This window comes from Bacillus cereus group sp. BfR-BA-01355 (genome assembly GCF_022663675.1).
Taxonomy (GTDB): domain Bacteria; phylum Bacillota; class Bacilli; order Bacillales; family Bacillaceae_G; genus Bacillus_A; species Bacillus_A thuringiensis_S.
In genome coordinates this window covers 25,715-40,208 of record NZ_JAKUFY010000030.1, presented here as the reverse complement: position 1 = coordinate 40,208, position 14,494 = coordinate 25,715, and the positions used below count along the sequence as shown (strand labels likewise).

The window sequence follows — 14,494 nt, the reverse complement described above, 5'->3', positions numbered from 1 at the left end:
AGCATTGCAAAAGTTATTTGTATAAAGTGACGATACTGTGACAAACATGTTGGTATATATATTACGATGTCGTCTTAAGTGTAAAAAGTAGGGCGTTCTCGGTATAATAACAAGTGGAGATAAAAGAAACTATAATGAGTAATAGCTGTAGATAAAAGGAGAAGAAGAGATGAAGAAGGTTTTGGGTATTGCTGTAATGGGAAGTATGATCCTTCTAGCAGGATGTAATGGAAATAAAGATACGAAAGAACCGAAAGAACCGAAAGAAAAGGTAGAGCAATCTACTGAACAAACAGAAGAGATGAAAGAATACCTTGCAGTACATGAAAAATACGATATAAAAATGAATAAAGAAATTAATAAAGCGCTGCAGTTATTTGAAGTGGCAAAAGAAAAGGGCGGTAAGGAAATAACGAATGCAACATATAAAGAAGACGTGCAAAAGGTAACAACGAGCATGTTAGAAGATATTGATCATATACGTAAAGAAATTCGTGTTCCGAAGTCGAAAGAGCAAGAACATGAGGTATATGTTGGTTTCTTGAATGAATCAGAACAAGCGATGAAAAAATTACAGAAGTTAGCTAAAGAAGAAGATTCATCGTTGATTCGTGATATAGAAATTAACTTTGCAACAGCATCGACATACTATAAACGTTTTCAAGCAGAAACGAAAAAATAACCTTGCCTGTGCAAGGTTATTTTTTCTTCTTGCCATCTCCGTCTTCATCCTCAGATACTAATATTTTCTGTTCTTCGTGAAATTCGGAAATAGTTTGCCCGGTAATATTATCGAAAGGAGTATAAAAAGAAGTAATACGTTTCTTTTTAATAAAGAGTTTATAGGAGCCGATGATGACAAGTATAACGATTGTTAAGGGTAATCCTATAGTAGCAAGAAGTAAGGGGTCCATCTTATAACTCCTTTAACATCATTTCTTTTTATGATAAGCCGAAAACTGTAATTTCGATAAATGAATTAAAAACTGATTTTTCTAAATTTATCCAATTCGATTGACTTTTCAATTTTTCAGAATTATAATTCGAAATATACAATTTGAACCAAATAATAATATAGCAATTTACTTATCCAGAGAGGTAGAGGGACTGGCCCTATGACACCTCAGCAGCGGGTTCTGTAATAGGAACACCGTGCTAATTCCAGCAAGCAAGTCTTGAAAGATAAGTGATGGGCCTTTTTTTGTTAAGCCTTGATCTTATTTTTTAAGATCAAGGCTTTTTTTATTCTAAAAAGAGAAAAGGGAGTAATGGAAAAAGTACATTCATAAAACAAAGTAAATTCATGTGTTTAGGGGGTTATTGAAGTGTATGTAATTAAAAAATTATCGGTTATGGTGTTCACACTATGGGTTATTACGACAGTGACATTTCTAATTATGCATATTATTCCGGGAGATCCATTTTCATCAGATGCAAAAATCTTTCCTGAAGAAGTGATCCAAAACATGAGAGCGAAGTATCACCTTGATGAACCGTTATGGAATCAATATGTTGCTTATTTAGACGGTGTAGTTCATTTTGATTTTGGTGAATCGGTTCAATCGACCGGGCAAGGTGTATCAGAAATTATAACAACTGGCTTTGGTCCATCAGCAATTATTGGTCTACAAGCACTTGTTATTTCATTGTTAGTAGGAATTGCGGCAGGGACATTTGCTGCTCTATATCATGGGAGAGTAATTGACTATAGTGTGAGTTTGCTCGCAATTTTAGGTATTTCTATTCCAAGTTTTATTTTAGCACCACTATTTATACAAGTATTCGCTATCCAATTTGAGTTTTTACCAGTAGCCTCTTGGGGAACATTCGAACATACGGTATTGCCATCCTTTGCATTAGCGTTAGGGCCAATCGCAGTTATTACAAGGTTTGTTCGTTCTAATATGATCGAAGTACTGCAGAGTGATTATATTAAGCTAGCAAGAGCAAAAGGTATACCAATTAAGAAGATTATTATAAGACACGCTCTTCGAAATGCGATTGTTCCAGTACTTACATTTGTTGGACCGTTAATGGCTGGACTCTTAACAGGGACTTTTGTTATTGAAAAAATCTTTTCAATTCCTGGCCTAGGAAAATATTTTGTAGATAGTATTTTTAACCGAGACTATCCGGTGATTATGGGAACAACGATTTTCTATAGTGCGTTATTAATTGCTTGTATTTTCATTACAGATATTATTCATCGCATTGTTGATCCGCGTATTCGTTCTATTACATAAGGAGGGGGGATATTTAAATGGGAGCTTATGAGATTAATGAACAGTTATTAACGAAAGAAGAGAAAAAAGAATTAACGATAACTAAAAATCAGCAAACAATTAGCAGAAAGAAAGAAGTGTTTCGTAAGTTTATATCGAATCCAATCGCAGTTTTAGGAACAGTGACGTTATTGCTAATTATTGTTTTCTCGCTTATTGGCGAAAGTTTAACTTCATTTACTGCGAGTGAACAAGTAAAAGAGGCAACAAATTTACCGCCGAGTAGTGAACATTGGTTTGGAACAGATGATCTAGGGAGAGATATTTGGGCACGTACTTGGGCTGGTGGGAAGATTTCACTAACAGTTGGATTAGTAGCAGCTGCCCTCGATATAGGGCTTGGTGTACTGATTGGTGGATTTAGTGGATATGTGAGAGGGCGTAATCGTCTTGGAACGTTAATAGATGAATGGATTATACGAGGGATTGAAGTGTTATATGGTATCCCATATTTATTAATTGTTATTTTACTATTGATCGTGATGAAACCAGGACTTTTTACAATTATAATCGCTCTTGCGTTAACAGGATGGATTGGCATGGCACGTCTCGTTAGAGCGCAGGTCTTGTCTTTAAAACAAAGAGAATTTGTTATTGCAGCAGAGCGATTAGGTACATCGCATATGAAGATTATATACGGACATATCATTCCGAATTTAACAGGCATTATTATCGTAAATTTATCATTTACAATTCCAGCAGCTATTTTCTCAGAATCATTTCTAAGTTTTATCGGACTCGGAGTACAATCACCAGCAGCGAGCTGGGGAACGATGACGAACGATGCACTCGGGACACTACTAAGCGGAGAATGGTGGCAATTATTCTTCCCAGCAATCATGATTGCACTCATTATGTTTGCATTTAATGCAATTGGTGATGGTTTGCAAGATGCAATTGATCCGAAGATTGTAAAACGGAATCGAAAGGAGAAAAAACATGGCACAGCTCTTATCTTTAGAAAACGTAACATTGACCGTTGAAAAAGAGAATAGTAAGCAAGCAATTGTGAAGCATGTTTCCTTTTCTATTAATGAAGGTGAAATCGTTGCACTTGTAGGAGAAAGTGGTTCAGGAAAAAGTGTTACAGCACAATCTATTGTCGGATTAAATCAAGAATCTATTCATATCGATGATGGGAATATAGCTTTCCAAGCAAATGAATTAACGAATTTACAAGAGTCAGAATGGAATCAAATTCGCGGAAAAGATATTTCCTTTATATTTCAAGATCCGCTTTCATCTTTAAACCCAACGATGAAGGTAGGCAAACAAATTACAGAAGTAGTTTTGCAACATGGGAAAAAATCGAAAAGAGAAGCAAAGGAAATTGCGATTAACTTGTTAACGGGTTTAGGGATACATGAAGCAGAGAAACGCTTTGAACAGTACCCACATCAATTAAGCGGAGGTATGAGGCAGCGTATTTGTTTAGCAATTGCGTTTGCTTGTCACCCAAAGCTTGTAATTGCAGACGAGCCGACAACAGCGTTAGATGTAACGATTCAGAAACAAATTATGGGGCTATTAAAAGAAAGAAAAGAAAAACAAAATACGAGTATTTTATTAATAACACATGATTTGGCACTTGTACGTGAAGTAGCTGATCGAGTAGTTGTTATGTACGGGGGACGTGTTGTTGAAAAAGGAACGATACAGGAGGTAATAGGTTCTCCTAAACATCCATATACGAAAAGTTTATTACAAGCAATTCCGAATATGGATGATTCCGAAAAGGTATTACGTGCTATAGAAGGAACGACACCTTCCATTGAAACATTAAATAGCTTTGGTTGTCCTTTTGTAAATCGTTGTCCAGTAGCGATAAAAGAATGTATTCATCGTTTTCCAGAGAGAACCACATATTCTAAGGAGCATAGTTCACATTGTTGGCAACATGTTCTAGAGCATAATAAAGCGAAATCAAAAGAGAAGGTGAATGCCTCATGACGACAGATTTAATTACTATAAAGCAAGTAACGAAAACGTATGGAAGTAAAAGTAAAGAAATCACAGCGTTAAAAGACATATCACTTTCTATTCCGAAAGGAACAACACTTGGCATTATTGGTGAAAGTGGTTCAGGAAAAACAACACTTGGAAAGCTCATAGCAGGGATTGAGAGTCCAACGTCTGGTGAAATTGATTATAACGGTCAAGTCGTTCACAAGCTGAAATCAGCTCATAGGCGAGATTTTTTACAGAAAGTACAGTTCATTTTTCAAGATTCCACAGCAGCATTAAATCCGCGCTGGAAAGTACGCGATAGCGTAACGGAGGGTTATATTTCATTCGGTTTAGGTGATAAAGGATTAAAGGATAAAGTAGCAGGTGATGCGCTAGAACGTGTGGGATTAGATAGACGATATATCGATCGCTATCCGCACGAATTTAGCGGAGGACAACGTCAACGAATTGCTATTGCAAGAGCGTTATTGTGTGAGCCAGAAGTATTGATTCTTGATGAACCAATTTCAGCATTAGATGTTTCATTGCAAATTCAAATTGTACATCTGCTGCAAAAGATTCAAAAGGAACAAGGCTATACATATTTATTTATCGCACATGATTTGCCGATGGTTCACTATTTATGTGAAAAAGTGGCTGTCTTATATAAAGGAGAACTTGTTGAATTTGGAAATACGGACGAAGTGTTCTGTAATCCACAACATTCTTATACAAAAACACTATTGACATCAACACCAAAAATTTCAGGTTAAAGGAGAATGTAGGATGAAGAAGTTTTTACTGTTTGTCATTATGACTGTTTTAGCAATTACTTCTGTCGCTTGCGGTAAGAAAGAGACGCAAAAGGCGAGTGCTGGTAAGGGAGAAGGAGATCGATTAGTAACGAATATTGGTAGCGATCCATATACACTTGATTCCGCTATTGCGACAGATAGCACGTCAGGTTATGTAATTGGACATTTATTCTCAAGCTTATATACGCAAGATAGTGATGGGAAATATCAAAATGAATTAGCAGAGAAAGAAGAAGTAAATGCTGATGGAACTGAGTATACAATTCATTTAAAGAAAGATATTAAATGGTCAGATGGTTCTCCTATTACGGCAAATGATTTTGAATTTGCATGGAAGCGATTATTAAATCCGAAAACGGGTTCTATGAATGCGACAGAAATGTATTTCATTAAAGGGGCAGAGGCATACAATACTGGAAAAGGTGAAGAAGGACAAGTTGGTATTCAAGTCGTTGATCCTCAAACATTAAAGGTAACTCTTGAACATCCAGTTGCTTCTATTAAACAGAAATTAGCAAGCTCATTATTTATTCCATTAGCTAAAAAGTCGATTGATGATAATAATAAATTAAAAACAGATCCAAAAGAGTTAATTACGAACGGACCATTCACATTAAAAGAATGGAAGCATAATCAGGCTATTACAGTACAAAAAAATAAAGAATACTATGATAAAAAGGTAACATTAAAAGAAATTGAGTTTCGTATTATTCCAGATTCTAAAACAGCGTACCAATTATATAAATCAAAAGAATTAGATTTACTAAGCGGTTTACCGCAAGAAATGATTGAAAAAGAAAAAGGAAATAAAGAATATAAACGTGTTGCAGGATTTTCATCTTATATTTATTCGTTTAACGTAGAAAAAGAGCCATTCACAAATGCGAAAGTACGTAAAGCATTCTCATTAGCAGTTGATCGTAAGTTTATTGTTGAAAAACTGTATAAAAACAATGCACAAGAAGCAAATGCATTCGTTCCAGAAGGAGCAAAAACACAAAGTGGGCGTGATTTCCGTAAAGAAAAAGGTGGTTACGTTAAATTTGATCCAGCAGAAGCGAAAAAATTATTAGAAGAAGGCATGAAAGAACAAGGCTGGTCTACATTACCTGAAGTAACATTAAAATTCACTACAGATACACAACATAAAAAAGTAGCAGAAGCAATGCAAGAAATGTTTAAGAAAAATCTTGGCGTAGATATTAAATTAGAAAATAAAGAGTGGAAGAGTTACATCGACACATATAAGCAAAGTGATTTCCAATTGGCTTATATGGGATGGGGCGGTTCTTTATTAGATCCAATTACTAAATTAGATTTATATGCAGGTGATGGTCCAAACAATTATGCAAAATGGCATAATAAAGAATTTGATGCTTTAGTGAAGGAAGCAGAAGTTGAACAAAATGAAGATAAGCGTTTTGACTTATTGCATAAAGCGGAAGATATTATGTTTACAGATTCACCATTAATTCCAATTATATTCCCGTCGGATTCCTATTTACAAAAACAAACGGTATCTGGACTTCAATATTATGTTGGATCTAAACCAGATTTAAGATATGCAAAAATAAAGAAGTAGGCAATCGCCTACTTCTTTATTTTATTTCTCTTTTATATTCTTTTTTCGTTCCATCAGAGAAGACAACTTCTAAATCGAATTTTTGGTAGTCTTTATCAAGTTTGAACACGTTCACTACTTGATCGATTACTTCTTGGTCAGGAGTATCTTTATCAAATTTTAATTCTTGTAGAAGTGGGCTTAATTTTGTAATAGCCTCGTCACCTGTAAACTTTGCATTTGTTTTATGGTCTTCAAGCTTTGCTTCCATTTTCTTATCAGCGGCTACATTCTTATAATCAGCTTCGTAGTCTTTCTTCGTATCTTGATAGTCTGCATCTAAACTAAATTCATTAAAGTTTAGTTTTAAATCTGCAGGAGCCTCATTTTTTGCTTCTTCAGTCGTCTTTTTATTAGAAGTTGTGTCTTCTTTTGCAGGGGCTTTACATCCTGTTAATGCAGGTACTAGCATAAGAGCTAATAAAACTGATAGTAGAATTCTCATTATAAATTCCTCCTTATGTAAATTCGTTCTATACAAGTTTTTCCCAAAAACATGTAATTATGTATGTGTTGAAAATAAATTATTATCCTGCAGTCACAAGGGCTCATCCGCAATTTAAATCAAAAATGATTTGTATGTATATGGTAAATTGAAGTTGTGAGGAGGTACTGAAATGCTTTCTAAAACGTATCAAACGATCGGTGAATTATTTCAAGCAACATATGCAGCAAATGGCTATTATACAATAATATTCGGAGGAGTTAGTTTAGAGAGAAATATTATTTCATTATTAGTTATTGTATTGGTTACACAATTAGTAGCAGTGACGACTTTAGCTATAAAAGGAATGGTAAAGGGAAGAGGAAGCTCTGTAGTTAAAGTTGTATAAAAGTAAAAAGGTATCCTTCGTAGGATACCTTTTTACTTTTGTTATTTTGCAACTTCTGTCCACTTATAGTTAAATTCACCGCCGAAGTCAGTCGTTACAAGTCCTTTAATGAAAGAGCGTTGTAAGTAAGAACGACCTTGTTGGTATAAAGGAGCGACAGCGCCGTCTTGTAATAGAATTATTTCAGCTTGCTTCATTGCTTCAAAGCGTGCTTTTTCATCGCCAGCTAAATCTGTTTTCACTTTATGAATGAGCTCATCGTACTCTTTGTTAGAGTATTTATCGAAGTTATAAGCACTATCTGTTGTAAATAAATCTAAGAATGTAATTGGATCAGCGAAGTCAGGGCCCCAGCCATCAATACCAATTTCATAGTCACCACTTAATAGTAGTTTCAACTGTTGTTTACGTGGTTGCGGTTTTAAATTCACTGTTAATCCATCTAAGTTCTTTTCTAACTCACCTTTTAAATATTCACCAGTCTTTTTAGCTAAAGCATTGTCACTTGTTAATAGTTCGATTGTTACTTTGTCAGTACCAAGTTCTTGTTTTGCTTTTTTCCAGTTTTCTTTCGCTGTTTTCACATCATCCTTGACTAGATTTCCATTTTCTTTACGGAAGTCATTGCCTTCTGGACTTTTTGCAAATTTCGCAGGAACCATTCCTTCAGCTGGAACAGCACCGTTATTTAAAATTGTTTCTACGTATGCTTTTTTATTCATTGCGCCGTTAATAGCAAGGCGTGCATGTTGATTTTTTAATGTTTCATTTTTCTGATTTAGTCGTAAGAATTGAATGCCGACTTCAGCGCGTTCCTTGAAGTTTGGATCGCTCTTATATTTATCAACAAACTCTGCAGTTAAAGCAACGCGATCAATTTGTCCTGAATCATATAAATTCACTTCTGTAGACTTATCTTTAACGACATTGAAGTTGATTTCTTCTAATTTTACCGTTTTAGCATCCCAATAGTTAGGGTTTTTCTTCAATTGGAAACTTTGTTCGTGTTTCCAGTTATCTAATGTGAAAGCACCGTTGTAAATTAAATGATTTGTTTCTAAACCGTATTTATCGCCCTGAGACTTTAAGTACTCTTCATTAATTGGCAAGAATGTTGAGAATGTCGTTAAGCTTAAGAAGTAAGGAACAGGACGGTCTAGTTGTACTTCTAACGTTTTGTCATCAACAGCTTTGACCCCTAGTTGATCAATTGGTAATTGTTTTTGGTTTATTTGTTTCGCATTCTGTACATCGAAGAATAAGAATGCGTATTCAGCTGCTGTATCAGGATTTACGGCACGTTGCCAAGCAAAGACGAAGTCCTTTGCTGTAACAGGAGTACCGTTTGACCATTTTGAATCACGCAGATGGAATGTATATTTTGTTTTATCGGGACTAATGTCAACCGACTCAGCAACACCAGGAATCGGTTTATTATCTTCTCCCATTGCATATAAACCTTCAAAAACATTGCGCATTACATTCATGGATTCCCCATCCGTTGCTTTTGCAACATCCATTGTTGGAATTTCTGAAGCGAATGATAAGTTAATTGCTTGTTTATCAGGTACTTTATCGTTTGCTTTCGCTCCGCCTGCATTATCTTTATTTCCCCCGCAAGCAGTTAGTAATAGACTTGCCCCTAAAACAGATGCAACAACAGGTACAACTTTTTTCTTCATTGTTCGTTCCTCCCTAAATGTGTTGTTCGTAACGTCATAATGTCCATGTCTTGAAGTAGCTATAGAAGGAGATAGAACCTATTATAAATATTTGTTTATAGGTAATCAGGTGTTCTATATGTATATACATGTTGAGCTATAATCTATCGTTATATGTTTCAACGTAGTAGACATTATATTTTGATGGTGAAATATTTTGTTTCTTTGATTATTTAGAATATTAACACTGGAAAGAACTATATGTCAATAATAAAAATAGAATGTTAATTTCTTAGAATAATATATTAAAAAAGTAGATTCTCTTGTGTGAGAGAACCTGCTTTTAATATATTTTGCTAAAAAAACAATTGGTGTGGGCTAATAATAAGTGGGGATGAAGAACCCTCACTTATTACGGTTTTACTTTATTTTTCAATTTTTGCCCACTTGAAATTTAATTGACCCGCAAAGTCTACTTGCACAATTCCTTTCACATAAGAACGTTCTAAATAAGATTCGCCTTTTTGGTAAAGAGGAGCGATAACAGAGTCTTTAAATAATATTTTCTCGGATGCTAGTAATGCTTCCCAGCGAGCTTTTTCATCACCAGCTAAAGTTGTTTTCACTTTTGCTATTGTTTCATCGAATTCCTTATTAGAGTAATGATCTAAGTTATAAGGGTTATTCGTTGTAAATAGCTCAAGGAATGTAATTGGATCCGCAAAGTCAGGGCTCCAGCCGTCAATTCCGATTTCGTAGTCACCTTTTAATAAAAGCGAAACTTGTTGCTTACGCGGTTGCGGTTTTATATTTACTGTTAATCCATCTAAATTCTTTTCTAGTTGCCCTTTTAAGAATTCACCAGTTTTCTTATCAAGGTCAGCATCACTCGTTAATAATTCTAATGTTATCTTTTCAGAACCAAGCTCTTGTTTAGCTTTTTTCCATAACTTTTGTGCAGATTTTGTATCAACTTTTGTTAAATCGCCGTTTGCAGTACGGAAGTCTTTTCCTTCAGGTCCTTTTGCAAAGTTTTTTGGAACGAGACCAAATGTTGGTGTAGATCCATCATTTAATAACGTATTTACAAAGGATTTTCTATCAATTGTTTGATCAATTGCTTGGCGTGCAGAAACATTTTGAAGCACTTTGTTTTGTTGATTCATACGTAAAAATTGTACGCCTACGTTTGGACGTTCTTTAAAGTTAGCATCCTTTTTATATTTATCGACAAAGTCAGATGTTAGTTTTATACGATCTAATTGTTTTGACTCGAATAAATTTACTTCTGTTGATTTTTCTTTTACGACGTTAAAATTGATTTCTTCTAGTTTGACAGTATCTTTATCCCAATAGGTAGGGTTTTTCTTGAATTTAAAGCTTTGTTCGTGCTTCCAATCGCTTAGTGTAAAAGCTCCATTGTACAAGATTGTATGATCTTCTAAAGCGTACTTATCACCTTGTGCTTTAAAGAATTCCTCGTTAATTGGTAGAAATGTTGGGAACGCTGTTAAGCTAATAAAATACGGAACAGGACGCTCCAATTCTACCTCAAACGTATGGTCATCAACTGCTTTTACACCAAGTTGGTCGGCTGGAAGTTCTTTGTTGTTAATTTTTGTTGCATTTTTAATATCAAAGAATAGAAATGCATATTCAGAGGCTGTTGCTGGATCTACGGCTCTCTGCCAAGCGAACACAAAATCTTTCGCTGTAACAGGAGTGCCGTTTGACCATTTTGAATCTCGCAGGTGGAATGTGTATTTTGTTTTATCGCCACTTACTTCATGAGATTTTGCAACGCCAGGGAAAGGTTTGTTACCTTCACCAAGATTATACAAACCTTCAAATACGTTTCTCATTACTTGACCAGAATCAGTATCTGTAGCACGGGCTGTATCCATTGTTCGTATTTCAGTAGGTGAAGATAAATTTAAAACCTGTTTGCTAGGTGCCTCGTCTTTTGCATTTGCTCCGCTTGCTTCGTTTTTATAACTACCGCAACCAGTTAATAAAATACTTACTCCTACAACTGATGCAATAACGGGTACAAACTTCTTTTTCATTTGATTTTCCTCCTAAATAATTAAGTTTGGATGATGATGAGGGAAATGAAAAATAAAAAATCCCTCTTTTCATATTGAGAAAGAGGGATTTTTACGTACAAGTTATGCACCCGTATATAAACTAAGTCCCTCATTCTATCTTTCAAGCATAAAGCTTGCAGGAAGTGGCACAGTATTCAAAATGAACCTGCTGCCGAGGTTTCAAAGGGCCAGTCCCTCCACCTCTCTTGATACAATGAGTAAACGAATAAATTTTATTAATTTTTGCGTTTCTTTGATAATTCAAAATCTTACACCTTGAACAATGAAGTGTCAACCAAATGAAATATAGTTTAAATTTTCAGTTTTATTAAATGAAAAAAACACTGCATATGGCAGTGGTTTTTCGCTTAGAAGTTAAAGTTATCTGGATCTGGACCAACGCGACGATCTTCATTTAAAGCTTGAATTGCTTTCATATCATCAGCACTTAATTCAAAGTCGAAGATGTTTGCATTTTCAATAATGCGATGTTCTTTAATTGATTTAGGGATTGTTACAACTTCGTTTTGTAAATCCCAGCGTAAAATAATTTGCGCAGTTGATTTATTATATTTTGTCGCAATTTCTTGTAACGTTGGATTATCTAGTAGTTGTCCTTGCATTAATGGTGACCAAGCTTCAAGCTGGATATTATGTTCTTTACAAAAAGCGTGTAACTCTTCTTGTGCTAAACGTGGGTGGTATTCCACTTGGTTGACCATTGGCTTAATTTCAGCAATTTCAAATACGTCTTGTAAGTGGTGAATGTGGAAATTACTCACACCGATAGCGCGAACACGGCCATCTTTATAAAGCTTTTCTAATGCTTTCCATGATTCGGTATATTTCCCTTTTACAGGCCAATGTACTAAATATAAATCTAAATATTCTAGACCTAATTTCTCTAATGTAGTTTCAAATGCTTGAAGTGTTGTTTCATATCCTTGATCGCTATTCCATACTTTTGAGGTAATAAATAATTCTTCACGTGAAACACCGGATTCACGAATCGCTTGTCCAACGCCTTCTTCATTTTGATAGATTGCTGCAGTATCGATGCTGCGGTAGCCATTTTTAATTGCTGCTTTTACAGAATCAATTACTTCTGAACCATCTTCTACTTTAAAAACACCTAAACCAAACCAAGGCATTTTTACACCGTTATGTAATGTTGTATAGTCCTTTAAACTTGTTAAAGTCATATTATTTCCCCCTAGCTTTTTTGTTTGTTGCTTCTACTGCTTTTTGAATTGCCTCTGAAAAATTATATTCATATAAAGTTTTGAGACCCTCAGCTGTGGAACCACCTGGCGTTGTTACTTGTTCGCGGAGGTTAGCTGGATCTTGCGTTTGTTCGAGCATAGAAGCAGAGCCAGAAATCATTTGAATGACAAGATGTTTTGCGGTTTCTTCATCGACTCCATAACTTTTTGTTGCTTCAATTAAGCTTTCAGCAAAGTAATAAAGGAAGGCTGGTGCACTTCCAGTAACTGCAGTAAGCTGATGAACTTCTTCCTCAGTACAAAGTTGCGAAGTACCAATACCTCTTAAAAGCAGTTGCAGGGTTTCTTGATGCATCTCTTTTATTGATTGTCCCATTGTATATAAGGAGATAGACTTTCCAATTTCAGCAGCTGTATTAGGCATAATCCAAGCAACAGGCGTGCCTTTTGGGAGTCTAGCTTCTAAATAAGATGGTCCAATGCCAGCTGCTACTGTTACGACAAGTTGATTTGATATTAACGGAGATAGCTCAGCTAATAACTCTTCATGAGCAGAAGGTGGCATTGCTAAAACAACCGTATCGACAGATGTAACATGCTGCTTCCAATCTGTTGCAGTAGACACATTATATCGATGTTGTAACTGTTTTAGTTTTTCTGCGTTGCTTCGGTTAGAGACGATAATTTCTTCGATGTACTCTTTGCTTGTTTTAAGTAATCCGGAAAATATAGCTTCGGCCATACGACCGGCACCAATAAATAAAATTCGATGTTTAGTTAGCATATCCTTTATTCCTTTCTAGTAGAGATATGTTATAAAAACGATATCATCTTTAAGAGAATTTTGTAAAAAGAAAAGACTTACCGTAGATGGAATGGATAATGAGAAGGCGGAAATTCATGGTAAAGGAAAGGGCTATTACTTATACTGGTTTCTACGTCATACTAATATTAGCTGTTATTAATCTCTTTATATGTGTAGCTGGTTTGCTAGAGTGGAAGAGCAATTATAAGGGGCAAGAACATACAAATAATTATATCTAGAAAATAATTAGAATTGAAAAACCCCTGAAGCATATATGCTTCAGGGGTTTACTAATAGAATATAAGATTATGCTTTTGTCATACCAAGTAATACAGCACCGCCGATAATTAAAACACTGCCTAGTGCAATAAAGATCAATTGACGTTTTGTTTTCTTTTCACCTAAGAAGACAATTGCACCGAATGTTGAGATAACGATTCCAGTTTGAGATAATGGGAAGCTTGTTGCTACTCCGACACGTGGTAATGAAAGAAGTAAGAATAAGTTTCCCGTTCCCCATAGTAAACCGGATAAAGCATTACGAATTGCATATTTGTTAAATGGTTTATGTTTAGACGTCAGTACAACCGCACCAACAAACATACCAACTGCTTGTGGTAAAATAGCAGACCAACCATCGATATTATACCAACGAATAATAATTACATATACAAGATAGCCGAAAGTAGAAACAATTAAAGTAAGAAGTCCTTTTTTCAATTGTCCTGGTGGCTGAGCATTTTCTTTATCATCTAGTGATGTGAATACAACACCAACTACGATTAATAGGATTGCAATCGTTCCCAGAACAATTGTTGTCGTAGTAGTCCATTCACGGAAAGCGATAACCCCAAAGATAGAAGTTGCAACAAGTTGCATACCAGTAGAAATTGTTACGGTAGTTGAAACACCTAGTTTTTCAACTGTTTTTAATTGGTTTACTTGTCCTAAAGCCCAGAATAAACCTGAAATAAAACCAACAATTAAGACTGTCATTGTTAAAGCTGGTTGAGTAAATACATACATAATTGTTGCGAAGAATAGAGCACCGATTGTCATACCTACCGTTTGGCTATATGCACCACCGCCCATTTTTACGCTTACTAATAAGATGTTTCCCCATGCAATTGCAGGAAGAAGCGCTAATAAAATGTCCATTACAAGACTCCCTTCGGTTTCCTATACCAATATAATTACATATCGTTCTAACGATCGGTAAT

General features: G+C 35.3%; 14 protein-coding genes and 2 riboswitches. Of the genes, 7 read left to right on the top strand and 7 right to left on the bottom strand.

The window, feature by feature from the left end; genetic code table 11:
• Nucleotides 1–169: 169 nt before the first annotated feature.
• Nucleotides 170–682: a hypothetical protein gene (locus MR167_RS12685; protein ID WP_071731290.1), complete on the top strand. Its 513-nt coding sequence runs from the start codon at nt 170–172 to the stop codon at nt 680–682.
• Nucleotides 683–698: 16 nt separating this feature from the next.
• Here MR167_RS12685 and MR167_RS12680 read toward each other — a convergent pair whose 3' ends face one another.
• Nucleotides 699–914: a DUF3951 domain-containing protein gene (locus MR167_RS12680; protein WP_000371395.1), complete on the bottom strand. Its 216-nt coding sequence runs from the start codon at nt 912–914 to the stop codon at nt 699–701.
• A 169-nt stretch (nt 915–1,083) separates the two neighbouring features.
• A riboswitch (SAM riboswitch) is annotated at nt 1,084–1,189 on the top strand.
• Between the two features lie 136 nt (nt 1,190–1,325).
• On the opposite strand from MR167_RS12680, the gene MR167_RS12675 reads away from it, so the two are divergent.
• Genes MR167_RS12675 through MR167_RS12655 form a run of 5 tightly spaced genes read left to right on the top strand, consistent with a single transcriptional unit; the run spans nt 1,326 to nt 6,626 of the window.
• Nucleotides 1,326–2,243 carry an ABC transporter permease gene (locus tag MR167_RS12675; RefSeq protein ID WP_000289326.1) on the top strand — a complete coding sequence of 306 codons (918 nt, stop codon included), beginning with the start codon at nt 1,326–1,328 and terminating at the stop codon, nt 2,241–2,243.
• 17 nt (nt 2,244–2,260) lie between these two features.
• Nucleotides 2,261–3,265 carry an ABC transporter permease gene (locus MR167_RS12670; protein ID WP_242314772.1) on the top strand — a complete coding sequence of 335 codons (1,005 nt, stop codon included), beginning with the start codon at nt 2,261–2,263 and terminating at the stop codon, nt 3,263–3,265.
• Nucleotides 3,222–4,232 carry an ABC transporter ATP-binding protein gene (locus MR167_RS12665; protein WP_000057892.1) on the top strand — a complete coding sequence of 337 codons (1,011 nt, stop codon included), beginning with the start codon at nt 3,222–3,224 and terminating at the stop codon, nt 4,230–4,232. Before MR167_RS12670 ends, MR167_RS12665 begins: the two co-directional genes overlap by 44 nt.
• Entirely contained in the window at nt 4,229–5,002 is a 774-nt protein-coding gene (locus MR167_RS12660) for an ABC transporter ATP-binding protein (protein ID WP_242314770.1), read from the top strand. The genes MR167_RS12665 and MR167_RS12660 overlap by 4 nt, the downstream gene beginning before the upstream one ends.
• A 13-nt stretch (nt 5,003–5,015) precedes the next feature.
• Nucleotides 5,016–6,626 (top strand): peptide ABC transporter substrate-binding protein, encoded by a 1,611-nt coding sequence (locus MR167_RS12655; protein WP_242314768.1) that lies wholly within the window; start codon nt 5,016–5,018, stop codon nt 6,624–6,626.
• Nucleotides 6,627–6,642: 16 nt separating this feature from the next.
• Here the strand turns inward: MR167_RS12655 and MR167_RS12650 are convergent, their stop codons facing one another.
• Nucleotides 6,643–7,110: a YusW family protein gene (locus MR167_RS12650; RefSeq protein ID WP_001221557.1), complete on the bottom strand. Its 468-nt coding sequence runs from the start codon at nt 7,108–7,110 to the stop codon at nt 6,643–6,645.
• A gap of 172 nt (nt 7,111–7,282) precedes the next feature.
• Here MR167_RS12650 and MR167_RS12645 point away from each other — a divergent pair, with 172 nt between their 5' ends.
• Nucleotides 7,283–7,498, top strand: coding sequence for a hypothetical protein (locus tag MR167_RS12645; RefSeq protein WP_000949587.1), 216 nt, complete (start codon nt 7,283–7,285; stop codon nt 7,496–7,498).
• Nucleotides 7,499–7,539: 41 nt separating this feature from the next.
• Here the strand turns inward: MR167_RS12645 and MR167_RS12640 are convergent, their stop codons facing one another.
• The 5 genes from MR167_RS12640 to MR167_RS12620 all read right to left on the bottom strand — a co-directional run bounded on the left by MR167_RS12640 (nt 7,540) and on the right by MR167_RS12620 (nt 14,432).
• Nucleotides 7,540–9,180 (bottom strand): peptide ABC transporter substrate-binding protein, encoded by a 1,641-nt coding sequence (locus MR167_RS12640; protein ID WP_242314765.1) that lies wholly within the window; start codon nt 9,178–9,180, stop codon nt 7,540–7,542.
• A gap of 404 nt (nt 9,181–9,584) precedes the next feature.
• The gene (locus tag MR167_RS12635; protein WP_242314763.1) at nt 9,585–11,225 is read right to left on the bottom strand and encodes a peptide ABC transporter substrate-binding protein; all 1,641 of its coding nucleotides are present in this window, start codon (nt 11,223–11,225) and stop codon (nt 9,585–9,587) included.
• A gap of 132 nt (nt 11,226–11,357) precedes the next feature.
• Nucleotides 11,358–11,462: riboswitch (SAM riboswitch) on the bottom strand.
• Nucleotides 11,463–11,614: 152 nt separating this feature from the next.
• Entirely contained in the window at nt 11,615–12,448 is an 834-nt protein-coding gene (locus MR167_RS12630; RefSeq protein ID WP_000176912.1) for an aldo/keto reductase, read from the bottom strand.
• A gap of 1 nt (nt 12,449) precedes the next feature.
• Nucleotides 12,450–13,253, bottom strand: a complete 804-nt coding sequence (gene proC, locus MR167_RS12625) for a pyrroline-5-carboxylate reductase (protein ID WP_000956241.1) — start codon at nt 13,251–13,253, stop codon at nt 12,450–12,452.
• A 327-nt stretch (nt 13,254–13,580) separates the two neighbouring features.
• Complete coding sequence (locus tag MR167_RS12620) at nt 13,581–14,432, bottom strand: GRP family sugar transporter (protein WP_000353549.1); 852 nt, start codon at nt 14,430–14,432, stop codon at nt 13,581–13,583.
• Nucleotides 14,433–14,494: the final 62 nt, after the last annotated feature.

Coding starts and splice junctions, on each gene's coding strand:
- MR167_RS12650 (WP_001221557.1), bottom strand. CDS start 7,110: ATGAGAATTCTACTATCAGTTTTATTAGCTCTTATGCTAGTACCTGCA.
- MR167_RS12635 (WP_242314763.1), bottom strand. CDS start 11,225: ATGAAAAAGAAGTTTGTACCCGTTATTGCATCAGTTGTAGGAGTAAGT.
- MR167_RS12640 (WP_242314765.1), bottom strand. CDS start 9,180: ATGAAGAAAAAAGTTGTACCTGTTGTTGCATCTGTTTTAGGGGCAAGT.
- MR167_RS12655 (WP_242314768.1), top strand. CDS start 5,016: ATGAAGAAGTTTTTACTGTTTGTCATTATGACTGTTTTAGCAATTACT.
- MR167_RS12645 (WP_000949587.1), top strand. CDS start 7,283: ATGCTTTCTAAAACGTATCAAACGATCGGTGAATTATTTCAAGCAACA.
- MR167_RS12680 (WP_000371395.1), bottom strand. CDS start 914: ATGGACCCCTTACTTCTTGCTACTATAGGATTACCCTTAACAATCGTT.
- MR167_RS12630 (WP_000176912.1), bottom strand. CDS start 12,448: ATGACTTTAACAAGTTTAAAGGACTATACAACATTACATAACGGTGTA.
- MR167_RS12665 (WP_000057892.1), top strand. CDS start 3,222: ATGGCACAGCTCTTATCTTTAGAAAACGTAACATTGACCGTTGAAAAA.
- proC (WP_000956241.1), bottom strand. CDS start 13,253: ATGCTAACTAAACATCGAATTTTATTTATTGGTGCCGGTCGTATGGCC.
- MR167_RS12620 (WP_000353549.1), bottom strand. CDS start 14,432: ATGGACATTTTATTAGCGCTTCTTCCTGCAATTGCATGGGGAAACATC.
- MR167_RS12685 (WP_071731290.1), top strand. CDS start 170: ATGAAGAAGGTTTTGGGTATTGCTGTAATGGGAAGTATGATCCTTCTA.
- MR167_RS12660 (WP_242314770.1), top strand. CDS start 4,229: ATGACGACAGATTTAATTACTATAAAGCAAGTAACGAAAACGTATGGA.
- MR167_RS12670 (WP_242314772.1), top strand. CDS start 2,261: ATGGGAGCTTATGAGATTAATGAACAGTTATTAACGAAAGAAGAGAAA.